This window comes from Paenarthrobacter sp. RAF54_2, assembly GCF_052113945.1.
Taxonomy (GTDB): domain Bacteria; phylum Actinomycetota; class Actinomycetes; order Actinomycetales; family Micrococcaceae; genus Arthrobacter.
The window spans coordinates 249,332-271,706 of sequence record NZ_JBFRDV010000002.1; the positions used below are offsets into that span (position 1 = coordinate 249,332).

General features: G+C 61.9%; 17 protein-coding genes. 3 read left to right on the forward strand and 14 right to left on the reverse strand.

Going from position 1 to position 22,375, the window contains the following annotated elements:
• Window positions 1-68: 68 nt before the first annotated feature.
• The gene (locus AB4Y87_RS02650) at window positions 69-2,675 is read right to left on the reverse strand and encodes a DUF7507 domain-containing protein (protein WP_442002930.1); all 2,607 of its coding nucleotides are present in this window, start codon (window positions 2,673-2,675) and stop codon (window positions 69-71) included.
• Between the two features lie 381 nt (window positions 2,676-3,056).
• Here AB4Y87_RS02650 and AB4Y87_RS02655 point away from each other — a divergent pair, with 381 nt between their 5' ends.
• Window positions 3,057-3,680 carry a hypothetical protein gene (locus AB4Y87_RS02655; protein WP_442002931.1) on the forward strand — a complete coding sequence of 208 codons (624 nt, stop codon included), beginning with the start codon at window positions 3,057-3,059 and terminating at the stop codon, window positions 3,678-3,680.
• Between the two features lie 181 nt (window positions 3,681-3,861).
• Here the strand turns inward: AB4Y87_RS02655 and AB4Y87_RS02660 are convergent, their stop codons facing one another.
• From AB4Y87_RS02660 to AB4Y87_RS02675, 4 genes are read right to left on the reverse strand one after another with little or no spacing between them, the layout of a single operon-like run.
• On the reverse strand, window positions 3,862-5,703 hold the full coding sequence (locus AB4Y87_RS02660; RefSeq protein WP_442002932.1) for an IucA/IucC family protein: 1,842 nt from the start codon (window positions 5,701-5,703) through the stop codon (window positions 3,862-3,864).
• Window positions 5,700-6,290 (reverse strand): GNAT family N-acetyltransferase, encoded by a 591-nt coding sequence (locus AB4Y87_RS02665; RefSeq protein ID WP_442002933.1) that lies wholly within the window; start codon window positions 6,288-6,290, stop codon window positions 5,700-5,702. Before AB4Y87_RS02665 ends, AB4Y87_RS02660 begins: the two co-directional genes overlap by 4 nt.
• A complete protein-coding gene (locus tag AB4Y87_RS02670; RefSeq protein WP_442002934.1) occupies window positions 6,287-7,630 on the reverse strand; it encodes a lysine N(6)-hydroxylase/L-ornithine N(5)-oxygenase family protein in 1,344 nt (447 codons plus the stop codon). The genes AB4Y87_RS02665 and AB4Y87_RS02670 overlap by 4 nt, the downstream gene beginning before the upstream one ends.
• Window positions 7,627-9,189, reverse strand: a complete 1,563-nt coding sequence (locus AB4Y87_RS02675) for a pyridoxal phosphate-dependent decarboxylase family protein (protein WP_442002935.1) — start codon at window positions 9,187-9,189, stop codon at window positions 7,627-7,629. Before AB4Y87_RS02675 ends, AB4Y87_RS02670 begins: the two co-directional genes overlap by 4 nt.
• Before the next feature lie 230 nt (window positions 9,190-9,419).
• Here AB4Y87_RS02675 and AB4Y87_RS02680 point away from each other — a divergent pair, with 230 nt between their 5' ends.
• Window positions 9,420-9,776, forward strand: a complete 357-nt coding sequence (locus AB4Y87_RS02680) for a hypothetical protein (RefSeq protein ID WP_442002936.1) — start codon at window positions 9,420-9,422, stop codon at window positions 9,774-9,776.
• Here AB4Y87_RS02680 and AB4Y87_RS02685 read toward each other — a convergent pair.
• The 4 genes from AB4Y87_RS02685 to AB4Y87_RS02700 form a co-directional block, all read right to left on the reverse strand.
• Entirely contained in the window at window positions 9,773-12,499 is a 2,727-nt protein-coding gene (locus AB4Y87_RS02685) for a DUF7507 domain-containing protein (RefSeq protein WP_442002937.1), read from the reverse strand. The genes AB4Y87_RS02680 and AB4Y87_RS02685 overlap by 4 nt on opposite strands.
• Window positions 12,500-12,676: 177 nt before the next feature.
• Window positions 12,677-14,278 carry a sigma-70 family RNA polymerase sigma factor gene (locus AB4Y87_RS02690; protein ID WP_442002938.1) on the reverse strand — a complete coding sequence of 534 codons (1,602 nt, stop codon included), beginning with the start codon at window positions 14,276-14,278 and terminating at the stop codon, window positions 12,677-12,679.
• Window positions 14,279-14,449: 171 nt separating this feature from the next.
• Complete coding sequence (locus AB4Y87_RS02695) at window positions 14,450-14,806, reverse strand: GNAT family N-acetyltransferase (protein ID WP_442002939.1); 357 nt, start codon at window positions 14,804-14,806, stop codon at window positions 14,450-14,452.
• Window positions 14,803-16,200, reverse strand: a complete 1,398-nt coding sequence (locus tag AB4Y87_RS02700; RefSeq protein ID WP_442002940.1) for an acyltransferase family protein — start codon at window positions 16,198-16,200, stop codon at window positions 14,803-14,805. The genes AB4Y87_RS02695 and AB4Y87_RS02700 overlap by 4 nt, the downstream gene beginning before the upstream one ends.
• Before the next feature lie 370 nt (window positions 16,201-16,570).
• Here AB4Y87_RS02700 and AB4Y87_RS02705 point away from each other — a divergent pair, with 370 nt between their 5' ends.
• Entirely contained in the window at window positions 16,571-16,990 is a 420-nt protein-coding gene (locus AB4Y87_RS02705; RefSeq protein ID WP_442002941.1) for a VOC family protein, read from the forward strand.
• A 21-nt stretch (window positions 16,991-17,011) separates the two neighbouring features.
• Here AB4Y87_RS02705 and AB4Y87_RS02710 read toward each other — a convergent pair whose 3' ends face one another.
• The 5 genes from AB4Y87_RS02710 to AB4Y87_RS02730 all read right to left on the reverse strand — a co-directional run bounded on the left by AB4Y87_RS02710 (window position 17,012) and on the right by AB4Y87_RS02730 (window position 22,337).
• Window positions 17,012-17,404: a DUF1304 domain-containing protein gene (locus AB4Y87_RS02710; RefSeq protein ID WP_442002942.1), complete on the reverse strand. Its 393-nt coding sequence runs from the start codon at window positions 17,402-17,404 to the stop codon at window positions 17,012-17,014.
• Between the two features lie 51 nt (window positions 17,405-17,455).
• Window positions 17,456-18,346 carry a class II fructose-bisphosphate aldolase gene (locus AB4Y87_RS02715; RefSeq protein ID WP_442002943.1) on the reverse strand — a complete coding sequence of 297 codons (891 nt, stop codon included), beginning with the start codon at window positions 18,344-18,346 and terminating at the stop codon, window positions 17,456-17,458.
• The gene (locus tag AB4Y87_RS02720) at window positions 18,346-19,815 is read right to left on the reverse strand and encodes a GntP family transporter (RefSeq protein WP_442002944.1); all 1,470 of its coding nucleotides are present in this window, start codon (window positions 19,813-19,815) and stop codon (window positions 18,346-18,348) included. The genes AB4Y87_RS02715 and AB4Y87_RS02720 overlap by 1 nt, the downstream gene beginning before the upstream one ends.
• Before the next feature lie 96 nt (window positions 19,816-19,911).
• Window positions 19,912-20,814, reverse strand: a complete 903-nt coding sequence (locus AB4Y87_RS02725; RefSeq protein WP_442002945.1) for an NAD(P)-dependent oxidoreductase — start codon at window positions 20,812-20,814, stop codon at window positions 19,912-19,914.
• A gap of 35 nt (window positions 20,815-20,849) precedes the next feature.
• On the reverse strand, window positions 20,850-22,337 hold the full coding sequence (locus tag AB4Y87_RS02730; RefSeq protein ID WP_442002946.1) for a four-carbon acid sugar kinase family protein: 1,488 nt from the start codon (window positions 22,335-22,337) through the stop codon (window positions 20,850-20,852).
• Window positions 22,338-22,375 lie beyond the last annotated feature (38 nt).

Consider the following 22,375-nt stretch of genomic DNA (forward strand, 5'->3'; position numbering starts at 1 on the left):
CACCGCCCGGCCCCCGCAACACGCAGCGGGGGCCGGGGGAACTCTTACTTGGTAGTGATCGACACGTGTCAGGTAGCGACAGGCTCGTTCCGGCGGCGGCGGTTGCCGGCCAGGGTCAGTGCGAGGGCGCCGACCAGCAGGGCGGATCCGGTGGTGGTGAAGGGCCACCAGCCGATGCCGCCGGACTCGGGCAACTTCAGTGCCGGCACGTCCCGGACCGTGAGGAGGAAAATCCCGTCCCCGTCGGTGTCGGTGCTGGTCACTACCCCGCCTCCCGCACCTTGGCCCAGGGTCACGGCACCGGTGGTGGTGATGGTGAATTTCACCGGTTCGGCGAGCAGGTTGAACCCGGCCGGGGCCTTGGTTTCCTTCAGCCAGTAGGTTCCGGGCTGGATTCCTTCGAGTTGGAACCGGCCGGTTTGCCCGGCCACGGCGGTGACGACCGGGCTGGCCAGGAGGGCGCCGGGGGCGCCGTTGTTGTCCACGTGCACGGCCCAGGTGGAGCCGGCCATCGGCACCCAGGTGCCGCCGGAGGACTCGCCGATCTTCTCGATCAACACCTTGCCCGGGGTGCGGTGCGTGGTGGTGCAGTCAGGACCCGGCCCGCTGGAACCTGGTGCGCACGTCTGCGGTGGCGTGGTGGTCGCCGTGCCCGTCACCATGTTGACAAGCTCCTTATTCCACGCCCCGGCCTTGACCACGACGCTGTACTTCAAGGTGGCCGTCTGCCCGGCCGGCAACGTGAACGGTGCAGTGCTCAGCAGGGTGGAGGGCGGTACGGGATTGGCTACCGCCACGGGTGTTCCCGTGCCGATCACCAGGGTCGCTGACCCGGACACGAACGTCGCGTCATCCAGGACCTCCCCCAGGTTGTCCTTCAGCACAACCCCGGTGATGGTGCCGCTGATACTCGTGGCCGTGACCGTGTACACGATGGTCTGCCCCGGGCTGACAGACCCGTTCACAGGAACCACCCCGTTGACCGTGGCGGTCTTTTTGATCTTCCACGCCGCCGGTGCGGTGACCTGCGCGTCATCGACCGCCGTGACGGGCAAACCCAGGGGCGGGTTCCCGGTGACCTTCGCCGTGTTGGTCAACAACCCCGTGGTGACATCCGGCGCCGTGACCACATATGTCGCGGTCGCGGTCACGGACTGCCCGGGCAAAAGAATCCCGGGAAGGCCAGGCCAGGCATAGGACAGGGCCGACATCGTGCCGGTTCCGGAGAACTGCGTCTCGGCGATGACCACCGAGGTCAGCGTCACGTTGCCCGTGTTTTTCGCCACGAACGTGTACGTGGCCGTTTCACCGGCCACCAGCGTGGTCTTGTTCACCGTCTTCACCAGCGTGATCGCCGGAGCAGCGGCCGGAGCGACCGTGAAGATGTAATCCTCCACTTCGCCGGAATCGGAGGGTCCGATCGGGAGCTGGACCTGGGCGGTGGCGTAGCCGATCCGGAACCGCGCATACGTCGTCCCCGCAGTCACGGGAGCGATCGACGTCCAGGTCAGTGTGGCGGTCGTGGCACCCGCCAAGAAGGAAGCGCAGGCGCGCTCGGCAGTGTTATTGAAAATCCCGTCCTTGTTGAAATCAATCCACCCACAGGTCATGCCTGCTTTACTGGCCCCGCTGATCGCCACCGTTGTCGAGTAGCTGGTAGCACCCTGCACCATCGGAGCCAGCACCACGCCGTCGTCCATCAGGTCCTGGGCCGCCGTCAGACCCGCATTCGGCGAGGCGGTGCCGTTGGCAACCGTCGCGTTGTCCTCAGTGACGTTCGGCCCAAGAGTCACGTCCGACAGAACAGCCCGGGCAGCACTGCCTTGGTCATAACTGGCCGGAGCATCACCGAAATCCTGCAGAGCGCTCATCGCAATGACGAAGTTGTCCTGGTTGTGGTCTCCGATGTGTGTGATGTCGTTGTCGGTGTAACCGGGCATCGTGCTGCTGACTGGAATGAAGACGCTGCTGATGTTGAAAGTCAACGTGGTCACGATGCCGTTGATGCGGACCGATCCACATCCTGCCGTAGCCTGTGCGTCGACAGGGTCGGGTGTGCCGGTCTGCACACTCGTATTACACGCCGTTCCGGCATTGTTGTTGCTAGTAGTGATGGCGTTGTTTGCCACCGAAAGGTTGCCACCCGACAGCTTGGTCATCGTCAGGCCTGGGGTTGCGAGGTTAAGGACGGCGCTCAACTGGGATTGTCGGTCGACACTCCCGTTGTCAGTTTCATCCAAGTCGACCTCTCCGCCGAGGCCAGCGATGTTGAGCACGGGATTCCTCACCGGCTGGCTGAACGCGATCGTGACGGTCCCCAAGCCGCTACAGGGGCCGGTTGCCGCGCAATTATTGACTGCGTGGGTGGCGAATTCAACAGCAGGGGCCCCGGTTCCTACGTTTTGTGAGAAATCAGAGGCCACATATCCACGGCTGCCGATCGTTGATCGGCCCACCATGTAGGTATAACCCGACTGGCCATAGGTGGTGGTCAGACCAGACCCAGGCATGGAAAGTGTGGCGACAGTACCGGGACCATTGAGGGTCGCCGGGGCGGTCGCGATCTCGTAAGCCTGAGCCGGTGTCCCGAAGCCCAGCGTCCCGAATGAAAGCCCTCCCAGGACCATCATCAACGCGGCAACGAACGCCGTAATCTTCCCAACCGGATACTTCAAGGGGTTCCTTCCAAAGAACAGTGACCCGGTCGACCCCTCAACCGACGAGCAAGACAGTTACATCAAGAGAGACCATCCATTTGCGTCCGGCAGGGTTGGTCTCCAGTCAATGAGTGCGGCGTGGGAAAAGTTCATGCCGCAAAAAACGAAAACTTTTTCTGGCCGCGGATGGAACCATGTCCAAGGGAGAACGATGTCCAGTATTTGGACGAAATTGCGTCATGACTTGGCGCTCAATGGCACTCATTGGACATGAAAGATCAACGCGCTCATCTGAAAATCGAAAGCAGGTCCTTACAGCTCCGTGGGCGCTGGCGACAACGTAGTGAGCAAGCCGGATGGCTATTCCCGGGTGATTGGCTCGTTCCTGAAGTCGAGGACATGCTGAAGACCCAAGCGGAGGGTGGTGAGCTGCAAATGTCTGCCAAGAATCTCGGGGCGTCCCGCGCCTATCACGGCGTTGGAGTCCGCGAAACCATGCAGGATTTCAGTGCCTTTTTTGAGGCCGCAGGCGTGCCTGCCGATGACGGTTCGATGCGGGATCTCGTGGAGGGATGGGCGACGGAAAATGAACGCCTCGAGCCCTTCTCCTGCACGGACGTCTATACAGGGCTTGCAACCATGGCGCACTTTGAACGGCTGATCCATGAAATGTCGCTCCGCCCCAGCGCCCGGCGGAGAAGCCACACGATAGCGACCCTTCATCTGGGATGGTCTGAAGGCGGCAAGCTGCTGAGCTGGGAAATGTTGGCCGAAATCGGACAGATATGCAGAGGGGAACTTGCGGCAGTGGAAGCCACTGCCGCCTATCATCGCGGAAGCATTCACACCATGATGACCCGCAAGCGGGAGAGCTACAAGGCATTGTTCCGCTGTCTGCAGCGCATCGACGGGCTACACCTGGGCGTTGGACGGCGAACGCTCGTGGAATTCCTGGACTTTCCCACGTCGCGAGCGGAGTGCGACCGGGCAATCGCTGGCCTTCGATACAGACGGTCAGCCTGATAAGGAACGCCATGGAATAGGAAGATGCCGCGAAGCCGTGCCCTTTTTCGCAACACGATTCAGCGGCAATTAGTACTACATAGGCGTGGCAGCTGCCTGGGGTCGGATCAGGCAGCCAGTCATGAGGAGGCGCCACCGGATGAAGCAATTTTTCCCGGCGGCGCCTCCGCCAATTTTCCGCTTAAGCGAACTTTGCCAAGGGGTTGGCCAGTGGGCCAGCCATCTGCAATCCACCGGACGGATCCGAGATATCGAGCATCTGCTGGTTGTTCCGCAGCTGCAGCCGGTTAAGGCAGGACAACTCGAAGTCCGAAGCGAACAGATCATGCATGGCGAATTGGTCCGCTAGTTCCGGATGCCGTTCCTGATATTCGCGAACTACGGCAGCTGCCGTCCCCCAGAATTCGTCTTCCTGGAGCGTCCCGTCCTCCACAAGGATGGCCCCGAGGAAACGGAAGATACAGTCGAACACGTCAGTGAAGATCGCGAGGACCATTTCTTCAGCGGGAATCTCGGCCTTGATGCGGGAGACTTCCTCGGGCAGGTCCAGCCGGTCCCCCATGACCACAATTTCCTCGGCAATGTCCTTCATGATCGCCCGTACCGGCACGCCGTCCTCGAGGATCAGGATGACATTCTCACCGTGAGGCATGAACGCGAGCTCATACTCGTAGAGGCAGTGGACCAACGGAACGAGGTATGTCTCGAAGTAGCGGCGCAGCCACTGAGTTGGAGCCAACCCGGAGCGCTGAATCAGGGACGAGACCACTGACGCGCCGGAGGAATCCACATGCAACAAGGACGCCATGGTTGCCAACTGCTGGCCGTCCTTGAGCATCGGAAGGGGACTTTCCCTCCACAGAGCCGAGAGCATCTTCCGGTACGGGGACCCCTTGCCCGATGCAGCCTCGTAATAGTGGTTGTGGTAGCCGATGGCCGCCGTTTCACGGATCATGGCCAAGCCCCGGTTCTGGAGCTCCTGGTCATTGCCGATCAGTTCCTGCAGCCAATCATTGATGGCCGGCGTTGCCTTCATGTACTGCGGGGAAAGACCACGCATGAAGCCCATGTTCAGTACGGACATGGCCGTTTTGACGTACGCCTTCTCCGGTGAGGTGGTGTTGAAGAACGTACGGATGGACTGCTGCGCCTGATAGGAGTCCTCGCCGCTGCCCAGGTTTACGATGTGGCGCTGGGCGATTTCTGCCGCGAACGTCACTGTGAGCTTGTTGTCCCATTGCCAGGGGTGCACCGGCATGAGCAGGTAGTCCTCAGGATCAAGGCCGGAAGCGGCAAGTTCCGCGTTGAACCATGACAGTGTTGCAGCTCCAAGTTCGGCCTCAAAGTGCGTCCGGTAATCCAAGCCTGCGCTGGACGCAAAGACGGCTTTACTGCGATACACGGCGATCCACTGAAGCTTCACCACGGCACCGGTTTCCGGCGCGAACGCATGGTAATCGGCGATACCGAAACCCAGCCGGCCGTTGTTTGCAACGAAGCATGGATGCCCCTCGGTCATGCTGTGCTCGATCGCTTGGAAATCGGCCGCCCGGTCCGCGCCGCGGGTGATGCCCGCCGCCAACTCGCGGGAGCTAAAAGGCTTGCCCTGCTTGTAGGCGTGGCTGGCGAGTGTGCTGCTGATTTCCTCCAGGTAGACGGGCAGCATCTCTTGCCGGATGGCCAGTGCCTCGTGGAATTCCGTGATGAAATCCAAGGCATCCAGCGTCAGCTCATCGGTGCCGCGCAGCCGGGCAATCGACTCAGCGGACACGGACCAGTGTTCAAGCGCCAAGAGCCGCGCACGGAAGCGGTACTCAGCGGTGGCGTCGTCGCTGACAACCTTGTACAGCCCGACGCCGGCGCCCTCCTCACGGATCAGCTCCGGAACCAGGATCCGCTCGTGTGAGAATTCGGCGATCGCCTTGCGGACCAAGTGTCTGTTGGCCACGACCCAACGCTCCGGGGTCAGGTGGGAGACGGATTCGGCTACCTCGTGGAGGGTGGCTTCGGCAGTAGTGGTCACAGGAAATCTCCTCTGGTCGCCGCGACAGTCGCGGCCAGAATCGGGGTCAGGGTTGCGAGGAAATCCTCGCGCGTGCAGAAGCTTAGGAGCCCCTGCTTGTGGTCTTCGGCAGGATCGACGGCGGGAAGGGTCACCACTCCATGCGGGCGGAAGCCCACCTTCTCGTTCAGCACATGGATTTTGTGGTTGCGGGCGTCAGGCTCGACGACGACCCGCCGGGTTGCGGGGTCGGCGAACAGTTCGGCCATGACGGACTGCATGACGGCTGTGGTGTAGCCGGGCCGCGGCTCGCCACTGGGCGGAGACACCAGGAGGTGCATACCCACATCGCCGCTCTGGACCTCGTAAACGTCTGCCAACGGCGACGACTCGGGACGATACCGCTCCATGAGGAAGGCGGGCACGCCGTCGTCGAGCCCCAGGAACACCTGATGGTGACCTGATTCGACGATTCGCGAGTACTCCTCCACAACGTCCTGCTCGGTTGCCGAAACCATGCCCCAGAACCGTGCATACTCCTGACTGACCCAGCTGTGGAGGACAGGTGCATCCGCTACGGGGTCGACCGGTCGGAAGGTGAAGCTCATACAGCGGCCCCCACGGTGTTCGGAGCTGTTGAAGCAACTGGGGCTGGCGCGCCGAACTGCTGGAACGCGATGCTCCGCTCGATCGGATAGACCTCACGGCCGGTGATTTCCCGCAGGATGCAGGAGTTGCGGTAGGCAGCCATGCCAAGGTCCGGCGTGACGAATCCGTGGGTGTGAAGCTCGGCGTTCTGGACGAAGATTTCGCCGGGTTCGACGCCGGTTCCATAGTTTCGTTCGACGTCGAAGCGGCCCTTGGCGTCGCGGCGGATCCGGTTCTGGATGCCGGCCAGGAAGGCGGGCTCCTTGTAGGTGTAGCCGGTGGCGAGAACCACGGCTTCGCACTCCAGGCTGAAATCGCGGCAGTGTTCCCCGTGGTGCAACTGCAGTGTGTGGGTGCCCGTGGCCGGGTCCCATTCAGCGGATGTTAGCGAGGAGTGCGTGTGCAGCTGCGTATCCACCATGCCGGACAGGCTCTTGGTGTACAGGAGATCGTAGATGTCGTCGATCAGGTCCGAGTTGATGCCCTTGTACAGGTTCTTCTGGCTCTTGATCAGGGAATCGCGCTGCTCCCCCGGCAGTGAGTGGAAGTAGTCCACGTACTCCGGCGAGGTCATTTCAAGGGTGAGCTTGGTGTACTCCAAGGGGAAGAAGCGGTCCGAGCGGGTCACCCAGTTCAGCTGGTAGCCGTACACGTCGATTTCCTGAAGGAGTTCGTAGTAGAGCTCCGCGGCACTCTGGCCGCTGCCGACGATGGTGATGCTGCGCTTGGACTGCAGCTCACTCTTCCTCGACAGGTACTCGGCGTTGTGGAGGACAAGTCCGCCGCCATCCACAATCCCTGCACAGGAGTCCGGAACATATGGCGAGGTGCCTGTTCCCAGGATCAACTTCCGGGCGTGAAGAACCTCAGCGCCTTCCGGACCCTGCACCGAAAGGCGGTACACGCCGTCGTCGTACGCCACATCCAGCACATCTGTGCTAAAACGCACCGACTCAAGCTGGCCGGCCACCCACTGGCAGTACTGGTTGTATTCCGCCCGAAGCGGGTAGAAGTTTTCCCGGATGTAGAAGCGATACAACGGTCCGGTCTGCTTGAGGAAGTTCAAAAATGAGTAAGGGGACGTCGGATCGGCCAAAGTGACGAGGTCAGCCATGAACGGGACCTGCAGGTGCGCGGGCTCCAGCATCATGCCGGGGTGCCAATCGAAGGATTCGCGACGTTCAAGGAAGACGCAGTCCAGGCCGTCAACCGGCTCACTTAGCGCGGCGAGACCCAGGTTGAAGGGCCCGACGCCGATGCCAGCGACGTCGTAAATCCTGCTGTTGTCCGGGGTGCTCACGCTGCAGCCTCCGTGGTGGTCGCGAGCAGGCTGGCGCCCGTCCGGCGGATAAGTTCGATGATTTCCTCGATGTCCCTCAGGGACGCCTCGGCGTTGAGAAGGGTGAATTTGAGGTAGTGGCGGCCAGCCACCTTGGTGCCGGCAACCACGGCTTCGCCCGAAGCGAAGATTGCTGCCCGGATGGCAGGGTTGATGACGTCTGAGGCATCCTCGTCCAAGGTCACGCCGTCAACGGCCGGACGGTAGCGGAATACCAAAGTGCTCAACTGGGGTGTGGCGGCGAGTTCGAAGTCGGCGTCATCCACCAACAGGGTTCCCACACGGCCGGCGAGGTCGATTGCTTCGTCGAACAGCGCACCAATGGCGTCGGCGCCCATGATGCGCAAGGTGAGCCACAGCTTCAGGGCATCGAAGCGGCGGGTGGTCTGGATGCTCTTGTCCACCTGATTGGGAATTTCAGCCTTCGCGGCGCTCTCCGGATTCAGGTAGTCCGCGTAGTAGGTGACGTGGCGCATCATGGAGCCGTTGCGGACCAGGACCGCGCTGGAGCTGACAGGCTGGAAGAAGGTCTTATGGAAGTCAATAGTGATGGAGTCCGCCAGAAGGATCCCGTTCAGGAGGTGGCGGTAGCGGCCGGAGACGATGAGGCCTCCGCCGTAAGCTGCGTCGACGTGAAGCCAGGAATCATAGGCCCGCACCAAGGCCGCCACTTCGGAGAGCGGATCAACCGAACCAAAGTCGGTGGTCCCGGCAGTGGCCACGACCGCCATCGCTACCAAGCCGGCGTCGTGCGCTTCCGCCAAAGCAGCCGCAAGCGCGGTGGGGTCCATGCGGTGATCGTCAGCGGTGGGCACGGAGATGACGGCATCGAAGCCGAGCCCCAGCATGGAAGCGGACTTCTGGATGCTGAAGTGGCTGTCTGCGGACGTGAAAATCCGGAGCCGTTCAAGGAGGTGGGGCAGGCGCGCGTCGCCATTCGTGGCCCGGAGCTTTGCCACGGCGTGGTTGCGGGCGATCAGCAACGCCTGGAAGTTGGACTGGCTCCCACCTGAGGTGAAGACACCATCGGCGGCGGTATCAAAACCGATCCGCCCAGCAGTCCAATCGATGAGTCGCCGCTCGATCATGGTGGCGCCGGCACTCTGGTCCCACGTGTCCATGGAGGAATTCATGGCCGAAAGCACAGCTTCACCAACCAAAGCGGGAATGACCACCGGGCAGTTCAGGTGCGCCGCGTAACGGGAATCGTGGAAGTAGATCGCGTCCTTGAGGTAGAGCTCGTCAAGCTCCTCCAGGGCAGCAGCCATATCCGGCAGCGGACGTTCAAGATCGATCGCACCAACCATGGCCTTCAGTTCTGCATGCCCGACGCCGGTAAACGGCCGGGCGGTGCGCTGGACTTTGGTGGAGACAGCGTTGACTCCCTGAAGAACCTGCGCCACATAGCTGGGCGAATTTCGTGCGTTGAACAGCTGGTTTGTGGCAGCGAGGGCCAGCTCCACCTTGGAGCCAAAGTCCTGCTCCTGAGCGATCCGCTCTTCGACACTTGGTGACGTCACGTCAGCTTCCTTCCATCATTGGGCGCTAGTTAGCAAGGTAAGCCTTACTTAGGCTTACCTTTTCGTCAAACTTTTGTGATCTATTTCGCCTGATGCCCGTATTTTCGCCGAATGTGGGGAAGAGGACGCGTCATTGACTTTTGTTGGAAGCTGGCCCCGTGGAAAATACCCCGGCTTATAGCCAAGAGCTGTAGAGTCAACGGCACAGAAACTCGACGGTTGGGGGACCAGTGGCTGACGACGTACACGAGCGGATCGGATTCCGCGAGATCGATGAACACGGGAATGCGGTGCGGGCAGTGAGTCCACACGACCCGGAAACCCCTGAACGGGGGCGGAGTCGGGTACTCGTGAACCCCTTCGTCGTGGCCCTTTGGGTGCTGGACGCTGGGTTGGTGTGGTTTTGCTTCTGGGCTTTCGACGCCGTCGCGGCAATGACCGGTCCGACGGCGCCAAGTCCTTCAGCCCAAGTAAACTTTATGGTCCTCCAGTCCGTGCCCTACGTGATTCCAGGGACCATCCTGGTCACGGCCGCCCTCCTGTTCTGGCACGCCTGGCAGTGGCAGAAGAAACGCTCCAGTACCTAGACCTGCTCCTGACTCCGGACAGCTTTGCGGCGTCCCATTACGAACAGGACCAGACCGGAAAGGATGAGGACAGCAACCGGCAGCAAGGTAAGAGTGACTCCCGTGGAGGCCAATGCTCCGGCCGATGAATTGGTAGCGGTCACGGACTCGCCGGGCTGACCCTGCTCCTCGGGCTGTTTCGAGACTGACCCATTCGGAACGGCGCGCGAAGCGGCCTCTCGTTCTGATTGAACTGCCAGCCGTTGGAAAGCCTCCGCAGTCTCCTTCTGCCCTGTCCGCGGGAATGCTATTGCCGTTGTGGCAGGATGCGTGGTTACCCACCCACCTGCCGAGGCCTTCCCCGTAGCTGTTGCCGCGTTAGTGATGTTGCCCGCTTTGACGTCCCACCACGTGAGTTTGTAGCTTGCCGAAGCAGTCACAGTTTCACCAGGCAGCAGTTCACCGGCGACTCCGGGCCACGCGTAGGCCAGTGGCCCGCGTCCCCGCACTTGGTCCTCAATGGAGACCGCCTTGAGGGCGGCGTTTCCGGCGTTTTTCGCCATGAAATTATACGTGATGACCTGGCCCACCTGAGCGGGATCTCCCACCGCAGAGGCATCCGCAGTCGTGGAGAATTCCAGGCGCGCATCCGGTGACAGCGGTGTATCTGTAGTCACCGGCAACGAGGCCGTGAGGCCGCCGGCGCCTGGAACGCCGGCGAGCGCAGCCGAGTTGGCGACCTTACCGGCGTCGAGGTCTGTTTGGGTGATCCTGTAAGCAGCAACAGCGGTCAGTGTTTGCCCCGGTAGCAACTGACCTGGGATTCCGGGCCACGAGTATGCCAATTCCGGAAGTCCGGCAAGGGTGTTGTTGATGACCACATCCCTCAATGGCACGTTTCCACTGTTCGTTGCCCCAAAGCTGTAGCGAATCACATCTCCCACCTGCGCTGGCGAGTGGACAGCGGAGGCATCAGCGCCGTGAGTAAACCCGAGGCCGGGAAGGGCCGCAGCGGTGCCAGTCAAAATGCACGTGATGTCTGCGCCGGCGACGGGTGTAAGTGCAAACGGCCGGTCAACCGCCGCTCCCACAGGCAAATTCGGCTGCAGGCCAGCCGCGTCCGCACAGGTGATGCTCCGGAGGTAGTTGGACGGGATGCCGCCCGCTTCCGTGAGGTAGTAGGTAGTGCCTGCGTTGGCCGTTGTCTGACCTGTGACACCAGTACCAGCGGCGATGTCTGCCACAGATCCGGAGGTAGTGGAGTGATTGATGGCATTTACCACGGGACCAGTAGGAGACCCCGCACGGATCTCCATGGTGAATTGGTCAGAACCCGTGGCACGCGCCGTGCTCAGCGCTTTGCCCAGCGTTATCCGGGGAGCCCGGACCACAAGGGAAGCCTGGGCAGGAGGGTTCAAATTCGTCGCAATATCCGAGGACGAGCTGGCATAGGTGCCGTCCGCGGCAGCAGTCACATTCACCACAACCGTGCACGAGGCCTGACCCGAACGGAGGTCACCGCCCAAGATCGAAAGAGTTCCGCTGCCCGCTGCTGCAGAGCGAAGGAGTGGATCGGTTCCGGGAACCTGAACGCACGTACCCCCGATGTTCGGATCTCCGGCGATCGTCAGTCCGGAAGGAAGCGCCTGGTTGATGGACCAGTCATGCTTCGCGTTGAGCTCGCTGGTATTGGCGACAGTGAGGGTGAGGGTGGATATCCCGCCGGGGCCCACCACCGCGGGCGTGAAGGATTGCTTCAATTGCGGAGTCACGTCCATCAGGCGCACATCGTCAAAGGCGCCATCGTTCCCGTTGGTGGTGCCATTGTTGTTCCACATTTCAAGCGACAGGGAGTTTCCGGTGGCTTGGATCGCCGTGTTCGACGTCATCGAGTTGATGTTGACGGTCCTGGTGACGGTTCCTGGAGTTCCGCCGACATCGCTGGTCACTTGTTGCTGGAAGGACTCCACGTTGGGATCGTCCGAGGTTTGGCACCCGTTAAGTGGATTCCCGATGGCTGTGACCGCCCCAGCACTATCAACCGTGGCGAATTGATAGGATGGATCGCCCGCAGCCAGGCCGCAATTCATGTACGCCGTATTCAGGCCAAAAGTGTAATAGTGACCCGCGGTCACCGGGATGGGGCTCGCCGTCCTGAACATGACTCCATCCGTGGGACCGGACGGGATGGCATCGCACGCCGACCCGCTGGAACTGCTGGACGGGCATTCAGTGTATGAGCTGTTGACGTGATTTGTACTGGGAGAAGCTGGGGTGAACTGTTGACCCATGGCCAAGGCCAACATGCGCATGTACTGATAGCTGCGGATATCCGCGAGCTCGGCACACCTGTTGTCATTGCCTTCGGCCGCCGTTCCGGACTGCGCCCATCTGGGCGTGGTCGAATTCCGGTAGCTCAGGATAACGCCATTGCACCTGGAGGCGTCGATCCAAGCTGGAGAACCTGTGTACGACTGGCCGCCCTTGCCAACATAATGCTTTGACCCGGGAGCGGAGTAGGACTGCGCACCCAGGGCGGAGTTGGGGCTACCGTGCTCGAAATTCTCCGAGAACACTACAGTGCCAGGCTGCGTAGCATCGGGCGTCGAGGATGTTGACGGGGTAGGTGGCTTTGATGGCGTTACCGCCTGCGCAGGAGAAAGTTGAAGGCCGCCCAGCACTGAAGCAGCAGTAAGGGTGGAGAGAAGTATCACCAAGGTTCTGGCCAGGAGAGAATTCTTCACGGCTGTTGCTTATCTTTCCATCGTCCCCAAGCGCCCCAGGCTCAAGTCCCAGGCAGCTGCGCTTGGTGCTTCCGCTTCCAAGGAAGCCGATGCGCACAGATATTGTCAGCCTCTTAGTGTTGGCCAAGGCCGAATCGTGACGGAGAAAATAGAAAAAGTTTTGGAAGCCGCCAGAGCCTAGTGAAAACCGTTGGCGAAGGACTTGGTAAGGACGTGTTGACCGCCGAATTGATAGCTCAACGTGCTGCCAACTTCCGGATTCCCAAGGGAAACGCCCATCTTGAATGCCAAGCTGGCCGGTTCGATGGACGCCGTGGTGCAGCGGATCAACCGATTGTCCGCAGCAGGATCTGAGCACGACCATCCGGTCGGTGCCGAGAATTTCCCCGGGATGAAGGTGGCATTCTCCGGCAAGCTGAAGGTTGTTTCACCGGAACCTGATGCCGGGCCTCCCAGAAGTGAAAAGCCCACACTGATATCGCGCTCGAGTACTCCGCCCCCAGCTTCCATGCCAAAAACAGCGTCGACAGACTGTGACGGGGCAGCCGTTGAAGGCGTGGCCTCGGTGGTTGAGGACACTGTCCCGGAGTTCGTGACAACTGCTGCCCGCTGCTTGGCTATTTCCTCGGACACAGGATGCGGCCGAACCTCTTCACTTATAAAAGGTTGTGGCAACTGCGCCGCTGGCTGAGCTGGGGACGGCATGATGGGTGCGTCCCTTGTGGGGCTGGACGCCGTGGGGCTGGACGCCGAGGGGCTGGATGCCGAGGGTGACGCGGCGGAGGTGCTTGGAGCATCGCCGGCGTTATTGACCTGGGCACCGGACTGCCCGAACCACGCGACCAGACCAAAAATCGCCACCCCTGCAGCAACGGCCGCAGCAGCAGCAACCTTCCCCACGTGGCCGAGGGATCGAACGGTTGCAGGGCCTTCCCCTGTGAGGGCGGAAGAGTTCGATGCTGAGAGCAATCCCGCAACCGCGCCAGGCGTCAACACGATGCCGGTCACCAGGGGGAAGAGAGCCGCCCGCATGGCCCCTTGGATGTGGTTGAGTTCAAACAGCAGTGCAGTGCACTTTGAGCACGTCTCCAGATGCGCAGTGACCTTTTCGTGCGAAGTCCGTTTCAGGGCGTTCCGTGCATATTTGCCCAATTGGCCGGAATACTCCGAACACTCATCGTCCGGAGCCACCACCACGTGGTTTTGCAAATAAGCCTGACGCAGTCCCTCCCTTGCCCGTATGAGCAGAGACGACACTCCATTGGGGCTGATACCGATGAACGGCGCAGCAGCGGCGGGCTTCATGCCCTCAATGTCCACATGCCAGAGCACCGCTTGCCAACGTTCTGGCAGCGACTTGAACGCCGCCGCCACGGCGGAGGATTCGAATTCCTTCAGGATGGGATCAGCATCGACGACGGCGGTATCCAGCATGGCATCGTCAGGGGCAGACTGGGTGAGCCTTGCTTTCCGGTTCCGCGCATGCGCCGTCCGCTGCACCACTGTCAGCAGGTAGGCGCGAAAGAACTCCCGTGGTCCTTTGCCGCTGCTAAGGGCCTGGAACACTGATGCGAATGCCTCGGCAACGATGTCGTCGGCGTCACTCGGGTTATCAGTATTCGCCCGCGCAACGTATTGCGCAGCAGCCAAATGCCGCCGGTACAACGAGTCGAAGGCATCGGTGTCGCCGCCGCGGACCATCGCAATTATTACCTGATCAGTGACTGGTCCAGCGGTGATGGTTCCGCCGCTGGAACCAGTATCAAAATCGCTCCCCATAAGCCCAGTGTGACAGCAAATTCCGGGATGACTTGAATCGCAGGGTACTTACGACTAGGGGGTTAAATTACTCGCAATTTCAGCGACACGATCCGGCAGGAAGGTGCACTATTCAGTTGGGAGGCGTCCATTATCAGCGCCCCTGGAGGCGTCAAACGAGACCCGAAAACCCTACTCGTTCTCCGGCTCGCCCACGGGTTTCTCGGCAGGCCAATCGACGTCCTGCTCGTAGCCCTCATGCTTTTGCAGGTATGCGGCGATGTACGGGCAATGGGGAATGATGCGCTTACCGGATGCCACCACATCGTCCAAGGCAAAATGTGCCAGCACCTTGGCCAAGCCCTGGCCCTTGAACGCGGACTTTGTCTCGGTATGGGTGAAATCGATGTGACCGGGCCTATCGATGAATTGGGAAATCACCGCCAACTCCCCGTCTACGCGGAGTTCATAGCGATGGAATTTGTCGTTTCGAACTGTAGTGACGCCAGCGCGGAACGAGTCTGCCAATGATTCAGTGTGCTCGGTCATGATTCGAGATTGGCACGTAAACCCTGCGCTGGCAATGTGGACCGCTTTACCCCGGACGTTGGCGTCCCGTCCGGCCCCGACGGCGGCAGCACCGGCGTCGGGACCCTGCCAAGCAGCAGGACGGCGAGCGCGAAGCAGGCAGCTCCCCCACCCAGGAGCGCCAGCGTCAAGCCATTGAATGCGGCGTCCGCAACGGGGATAAGGACCACGACGGCGGCGGTCACCACAGCGGTGCGTGAGGGACCCCGGGCGTGGCTGGCCGCCGTCGGACGGTTCTCGAGGCGGCCAAGGAGCAGCACCACCGGCAGCAGCAGGGCTATGACGGCGAAGAAGACGGGGATGCGTGCCCACCACCATTCCGCTGTGCCCGCGGCCGGTTTGGGGAAGTCGGCGAGCAAGAGGAGTCCGGACATGCCCACCAGGAGAGGAAGATGCCAGAGGTAAACGGTCATGGACCGGCGGCCCGCCACCGCGATGATCGTCTGGACCCAACGCACAGAGGCGATCCAGCGTATGCCTTTGCCCAGAAGTTGGAGCGTGGCAGTCTGTGAAATGGCCAGCAGAAGCAGGCAAAGATTGGGTGGGTTGATGTTCACCACCATGTTGCCCGGATATACGCCGACACCGGTCACCAGCCCGAGCAACACATTACTGACCAGGATCGCCCCTACCAGCCAGGTTCTGCTGCGACGCTCAAAAAAGCCGTCGGCCATGAGGAATCCGAGCTGCTGGACTGCGCACCAGACAAACACCATGTTGACGAAGGCAAGAACCGGGACGGCGCCGCGGAGGGAGTCGACGGTAATGATCAGCGCTACGAGAATGCCCAAAGTTGACAGTGGGGCACGCTGATGGAGCCGGGCCATAAGCGGGATGCTGACTTGTGCTGTGAGGTACGCGGCCAGGAACCAGAGGGGCATCGCGGCCCCGGTGGTCATCAACTGGATCACCTGTGGATCAACGCCGAGGAGCAGGGCCGCCCAAAGCCCCGCCCACATCACGGCGAGCAGGGCCATGGCGGGGCGGACCAGGCGAAGCAGTCGCAGCTGGGCGAAGTCGAAGCCTGTGCCGCCGCGTGCTTTCAAGCGCCGCCACGACTGCAACCCAGTGACGCCGCCCAGGACGAAGAACAACGGGACGATCATGAGCACCCAAACCACCGGCGTGAACCAGCTTTGCTCCATGAGTGTGTTTCCCGTGGTGACTTTCCCGTCCCTGTGCAGAACGGGGCTCACCATCATGCAGTGGGCTGCGACCACCAGAAGGAGGCAGATGAAGCGGACCAGGTCGATTGCTGGATCACGCTGCACAGCCGGTTGCGGTCCCACTGCTGAGGCTCCCGGCACAGCCGCGCTCCGGCTGGCGGGAGGCTGAACCGGCTTTGCCCGCTGCATGGCCCTCCCCACGAATACACGCCCCTGCGTGTTGACTCCATTGTCCGCCCCGGGTGCCATGGGGACCAGCGGTCGTGGCGTTGGCAGGTGCTAAGGGCTAACGGCGGAAGTGACAACGAGTAGGGAGAAAAAGATAGTCTAGTGTCAGATGAGCAGCAGCTCATCGCACTGTTTAAAGAACAATGGACCCGACGTACAACCGGGTCCTTGTTCAGCGCAGTGCGCTCATTGATGCGGTAGAGGGCCATAGAACCTCAACACGCCAAATCCTGAGTCTATGGCAACGAATCTGTCGGCGGCCTCTGTCCGTTATCCACAACTGCCTGCCGTGCTCTGGACGGAATGGCGAAACACCGGCAGGATCGAACCCATGACTACGTCCATTTTCGTGAACCTGCCCGTCAGCGACCTCGAGGCCTCCAAGGCCTTCTACACGGCCCTTGGCTACTCCATCAATCCAAACTTCACCGATGAGACAGCCGCTTGCGTCGTCTTCAGCGACACCATCTACACAATGCTCCTGACGCACGACAAGTTCAGCCAGTTCACCGATCAGCCCATCGCGGACACCCGGAACTCGGCCGCGGCCGTTGTTGCCATCTCCGCCGACAGCCGTGAAGGTGTTGATGCCCTGGCCACTAAGGCGCTCGAAGCCGGAGGTTCCGAGACGTACGATCCCAAGGACCTCGGATTCATGTACAGCAGGGCGTTCCGCGACCTCGACGGCCACCACTGGGAGGTTGTGTGGATGGACCAGGCCGCCGCGCAGAGTGGCCCGCCAGAGCACTAAGGCGCCTCGGCCCCGCTGGCTCTAGCCCAGCGTCACGGCGAGCACGCCAAGCACGACGGCGAGCAATGGCGTTGTCCCTTGGAGAACCGCAGGGCGGAGGTACTTTTTGCCGCTCGCTGCGAGCACCAGCGCTGCAAGAAGCATGGAACCGCAGCAGCTGAATACGAGGGTCCAGCCAACCTGGGGTGCACCCATGGCCACTGCGATGATGCCTACCAGTGCGCCAATGGCCAGGAACAGATTGTAGAAGCCCTGGTTGTAGGCGAGCGGCTTGGTGGTTTCGGCATCAGCCTGCGACGTGACGCTGAACCGCTTCCACGTGGCTGGCTTGGTCCATGTGATGGACTCCATCGTGAAGATGTACACGTGGAGCAACGCCGCAAGCAGGGCAAAAATCAGGGAGGCCAGGATCATGGTCTGATCCTAGCCTCCCTGCGTTACAGAGCCTGTGAGTGCGGGGTTGTGTCAGTCACTCAGCATCGCCAGCGTTGCTCCGGCGAAGGACCACGCGGAACCATTCCATCGAGCCAGCAGGCCTTGGAGGTTCTCACCGTCTGCCCGGTGCGCGGGGGTTTCGGCTTCAAGGGTGGCCAGGATTCCGGTGCGCAGCTCGGTGTTGAAGTTCACCTTGCCGACCTGCATGGAAGGAGCTTTTGCGAGCTGCTCAGCCGGGATGCCTGAGGCGCCATGCAGCACCAAAGGCACGTCCGTCCGCGCTGCAACTTCCTGGAGTACGTCCCAGCGGATGTTGGGCTCGCCCTTGTACTTTCCGTGGACGTTACCCACGGCTACCGCCAGGAGTTGGGCACCAGTGCGTGCAACGAAGTCCGCCACCTGCGAAGGGTCAGTCAGCCCGGCGACTGAAGTACCGGCGTCGGACGGGCCAGCGTCGGGCGCTGAACCTTCCGTACCGAAAGCCTTGTCTTCGTCACCGGCGAGGCCGCCAAGTTCTGCTTCGATCACGACGTCGAACGCGCCCTGGGCATCCAAGGCGGCACGGACTTCGCGGACCAAGGCGATGTTGTCCTCGTAGGCCAGGGACGAACCGTCGGCCAGGACCGCATCCGCCCCGGCTGCCACAGAATCCTTTATGACCTGCAGGTCCGAGGCGTGATCCAGTTGGACTGATACGGGAACGCTGGCGTCGTCGGCCAGGCCGCGAAGTGCTGCGATGAGCCGGAGTCCGTTGGGAGTGGATGCCGTCTTGGGTGCTACCAGCAGGATCACACCGAGCCGGGCTTCCTCCGCCGCCGAAACAACGGCCAACGCAGTGGTGAAGTCGTAGCAGGTGAAAGCCGGAACAGCAGAGCCATCAGCGAGGGCGGAGATGACCAGCTGATCGAGTTTGGCGCGCATTAGTGGGCCAAACCTCCCACCAGGATCCATGCGACGTACGTCAGTACGAAGCCGGCCAGGCCGAGGATCGTGGTGAGGACTGTCCAGGTCTTGAGACCGTCGGTCACGGTAAGCCCGTAGTACCGGATCACGGTCCAGAAACCAGCATCCGTCACGTGGGACAACCCCAAGGCGCCGAATCCGATGGCGATCACGATCACGGCGATCTGGGCGGGCGTGTAGCCGCCTTCCATCACAGCGGAGGTAAGCAGGCCCGTCGTCGTGACAATGGCGACGGTGGCCGAACCCTGGGCGGCGCGGAGTGCCAGGGAGATGATGAAGCCGAGCACGATCACCGGCAAGCCCAAGCTGTCCAGGGTGTGGGACAGGGCTGCGCCGATGCCGGAGGTGCGGAGGACTTCACCGAACACGCCGCCCGCCGCGACAACCATGAGGATGGAGGCAATGGGAGGAAGTGCGCCTTCGAAGATCTCGCCGGTTTCCTTGAGTGACCAGTTGCGGCGGACCGCCAGCAGGAAGAAGGAGAGGGCTACAGCTACAAGGAGCGCGAAGAACGGGTTGCCGATGAACGCAGCCACGCCGTACCAGTAGTTGTCTTTGGCAATGGTCAGCGTTCCCAGGGTGCCCACGAGGATCTGGACGATCGGAGCAGCGATCAGGAACATGATCAGGCCCGGACGGGGAGGAGCAATGGCGCGGGCGCCGGGGCCGTCGTGGCCAACGTGCACGAGCGAGTCCGCGGAACCGAACTCGTCCACCTGCGCCTTGACCCCAGGGAGCAGTTCGTAGTCTTTGCGGTTCATGATGCTGGCAACCCAGTAGGACAGGAAGCCGAGCGGCACGCAGATGATCAGCGAGATCAGGGTGATGAGTCCAATGTCGGCGCCAAAGACACCGGCGCCCGCAACGATTCCCGGATGCGGCGGCACAGCCACGTGGATGGACAGCATGATGCCGGCCATGGGCAGGCCGAACTTGATCGGGTGAACGTTCGCGATCTTGGCAAAGGCGTAGACAATCGGGACGAGGACGATGACGCCAACCTCGAAGAACACCGGAATCGCCACGAGGAAGCCCACGGCCGTCAAGGCGATGGCAACGCGCTTGGCTCCGAGCTTCTCAGTGAAGTGTGTAGCCAACGACTGCACGCCGCCGGACACCTCGATCATGCGGCCAAGAATGGCGCCGAGCGCAATCAACAAAGCAACCTTGCCCATGGTGCTGCCAACGCCGTTGGCCACCACGGTGAAGATGTCCTTGAGGGGAATCTGGGCCGCCACACCTACCAGGATGCTGACAGCCAACAGGGCAACGAAGGCCTGGATCTTGAAGCGGATGATCAGCACCAGCAGCAGGGCAATGCCCGCGGCGGCGATAGTCAGCAACAGGGGTGTTCCCAGTTCCACTGCCGGTTTGATAGCGGGGGCATCGGCAGCCCGGACCATCAACGAGTTGATGAGGGGATTCATTGGGGGTGTCTCCTTTGACAAACCAGTCTAAAAGACCGGCGGGAGGTGGCGACGACGACGAAGGGGGGACCGCCGTCGTCGCGGGTTTTTGGTGGGTTAGTTGGTGCGCTTTGTGGGCGCGACAACCTTGATGACGGCGGAGTCGTCGGCGGCGGCGAGGCCCTGGGCCTGGCCGAGAAGGTAAAGCTGTTCTGCAGCAGCAGCAACCGGTGCGGCAAGGCCGGCAGCGCGGGTGGCCTTGCCGACGATGCCCATGTCTTTGACGAAGATGTCCAGGCGGCTGAGGACCTCGGCACCGTCTTCGGTATAGGCCTCCAGGATGCGGGGGCCACGGTTTGAAAGCATGAAGGAGCCCGCAGCGCCGGCTTCGAGGGCGGCGAGGGTTTTCGCCTGATCCAGACCCAGGGCATCCGCCAGGGCCATGGCCTCGGCTGCTGCGGCGATATGAACACCACAGAGCAACTGGTTGACGGTCTTGAGCGCCTGGCCATCGCCGGGCTTGTCGCCAACAATGCTCAGAGTGGATGCCAGCAGCTCCAGAGCGGGACGGGCCTTTTCGAGGGCCTCTGGTTCGGCTCCAACAACAATCAGCAGGTCACCTTCACCCGCGCGCTTCGGGCCGCCGGACAGCGGAGCATCCACCAGCGCGACTCCATACCCTGCGAGCTTTTCGACTGTGGCCGGGATGGCCTCGGTGCCAACGGTGCTGCCGAGGATGACGACTGCGCCTGGCTTCAGAACCGAGGCAACGCCGTTCTCGCCGAACAGGACATCGTTGAGCTGCTCCCCGTTGCGAACGGCCAGGAGCAGCGCGTCGGCATCCTGCGAAGCTTCGCGGGCAGAAGCGAAAGTCTTGATACCGGCCGCTGCGGCGAGCTCCAGGCGGGGTTCGGCGATATCGAAACCGTGGACGGTCAGCTCAGAGGCCAGGCGGGTGGCCATGGGCAGGCCCATGGCGCCGAGGCCCAGGACGGTGATGGTGTAGTTGCTGCTGGTCATGGTGTTCTCCATTGAATTTTGTGGCTTCCGGGAGTTTAGAAAGTCGCGCTGAGTTTGCGGGTGACCTGGGCGAGCGACTGGTCATCGCCCACATTGCCGGCGAACACGATGTACGGGATGCCTTTCGCGGGGCCATCCACCGGTTCCCAAAGCGAGACGATGCCCGGCAGCATGGGCCCGCGGACGATCGCGTGGCGGATCTCCAGTCCATGCGCTGCCACGTCCGAGGACGTGATGCCACCCTTGGCGATGACGAACCGCGGCGGGAAGGTTTTCAACGTCCGGTTCACTACATTGACGACGGCGGCGGAGACGGTGCGGGCGATCTTCAGGCTCGCTGCGGCGTCGTCGGTCTTGATGAGCAGGCGGCTGGTGTGGACGATGACGTCGCCTTGGTGGAGGGCGTCGACGACGTCGGACACCACCGTGGTGATGTAACCGTCAGCTTGAGGAGCCAGCAGCTTCTCAACGTCGATCTCGATAATGCGGGCAGAGCTGTGTGCGGCCGTCAGCGCGCTGAGCTGGCGGGTTGTCACACCGACGTGCGAGCCGACCACTATCAGGCCACCGGCCGTAGAGGGAGTGTTGCCTGCGTACGCTTCTTCGGAGGTCAGCGCGGTGCGGATTTCCTGGCCAATCCGGCCTCGGACGAACGGGGGGCCTACGCGGTAGAGGAGCTTCTTGCCGCGGCGTTCGGCCTCTTCCAGGCCAAGCGCGAGGGCACGGAGATCGTTCTCGGTAACGATGTCGGCCACGACCGGAGTCGAGTTCGTGGCCGGTTCAAGAGCATCGGCGATCGCTTTGGCGGAAATGGCGGGGTCCTGGGCGGAGGCCCCGGCGCGGATAATGTTCAGATCCAGAACGATCACGTCGCTGGCGGGGAACCGGCCGTGCGACTTCTCCTCCACATACTTGGCCATCTCGGAGTTGGCGAAGCCGAAGCTGGCGTCTTTGGCGAACTCTGTTTCTGCCACGGGGGTGAGCTTGCCTGCTTCTTCCCCGGTACCGCGCATGTAGTGCACCCCGCCGATGGTGACCCTTCCGGCGTCGGGGAATGCGGGGACGATTACTACGCCGTCGGTGGTTTCACCGGTCTCAGCGGCCACGGTAGCCGCGATGACATCGGGCTCCAACGGGTAGTGGCCACGCAGGGTGGAGTCGCTGCGGCTGACGAAGCCCAGCTTCACATTGCCGGCTGCCGCCGCGAGTGCGTTGCGGACAATCTCTTCATTCCGCGCTGCCGCTTCGGCCGGGTCCAGGCTACGGGTGTTGGTCAGGACGTACACGGCGGGCTTGGTTTGGTTCTCCCGGATGTAGGCGAAGGCCCAGGCAAAGTCAGCGACGTCCCAACGGGTGAGGACGGCGAGGTCCGAAACGGACTGGGTTCCGGTGGGGTCGTCGTCCAGGACAACCAGGACGCGTGGGGCCTCGGCCGAAGACGCAGCAACAGCGTCGGCAACCAGCTGGGCAGGAATGTGGACTTCCGCCGGAAAAGCGGCCAGAACGTCGGCTTCAAGGGTCACTGTGCACTCCATCGTGGGAAATCTTTGTCGCGGTTTCG

Bases quoted from the DNA above. Each gene is read 5' to 3' on its own strand.
- AB4Y87_RS02665 (WP_442002933.1), bottom strand. From the start codon at position 6,290: ATGAGCTTCACCTTCCGACCGGTCGACCCCGTAGCGGATGCACCTGTC.
- AB4Y87_RS02720 (WP_442002944.1), bottom strand. From the start codon at position 19,815: ATGAATCCCCTCATCAACTCGTTGATGGTCCGGGCTGCCGATGCCCCC.
- AB4Y87_RS02700 (WP_442002940.1), bottom strand. From the start codon at position 16,200: ATGCAGCGGGCAAAGCCGGTTCAGCCTCCCGCCAGCCGGAGCGCGGCT.
- AB4Y87_RS02695 (WP_442002939.1), bottom strand. From the start codon at position 14,806: ATGACCGAGCACACTGAATCATTGGCAGACTCGTTCCGCGCTGGCGTC.
- AB4Y87_RS02655 (WP_442002931.1), top strand. From the start codon at position 3,057: ATGCTGAAGACCCAAGCGGAGGGTGGTGAGCTGCAAATGTCTGCCAAG.
- AB4Y87_RS02715 (WP_442002943.1), bottom strand. From the start codon at position 18,346: ATGCGCGCCAAACTCGATCAGCTGGTCATCTCCGCCCTCGCTGATGGC.
- AB4Y87_RS02710 (WP_442002942.1), bottom strand. From the start codon at position 17,404: ATGATCCTGGCCTCCCTGATTTTTGCCCTGCTTGCGGCGTTGCTCCAC.
- AB4Y87_RS02705 (WP_442002941.1), top strand. From the start codon at position 16,571: ATGACTACGTCCATTTTCGTGAACCTGCCCGTCAGCGACCTCGAGGCC.
- AB4Y87_RS02725 (WP_442002945.1), bottom strand. From the start codon at position 20,814: ATGACCAGCAGCAACTACACCATCACCGTCCTGGGCCTCGGCGCCATG.
- AB4Y87_RS02690 (WP_442002938.1), bottom strand. From the start codon at position 14,278: ATGGGGAGCGATTTTGATACTGGTTCCAGCGGCGGAACCATCACCGCT.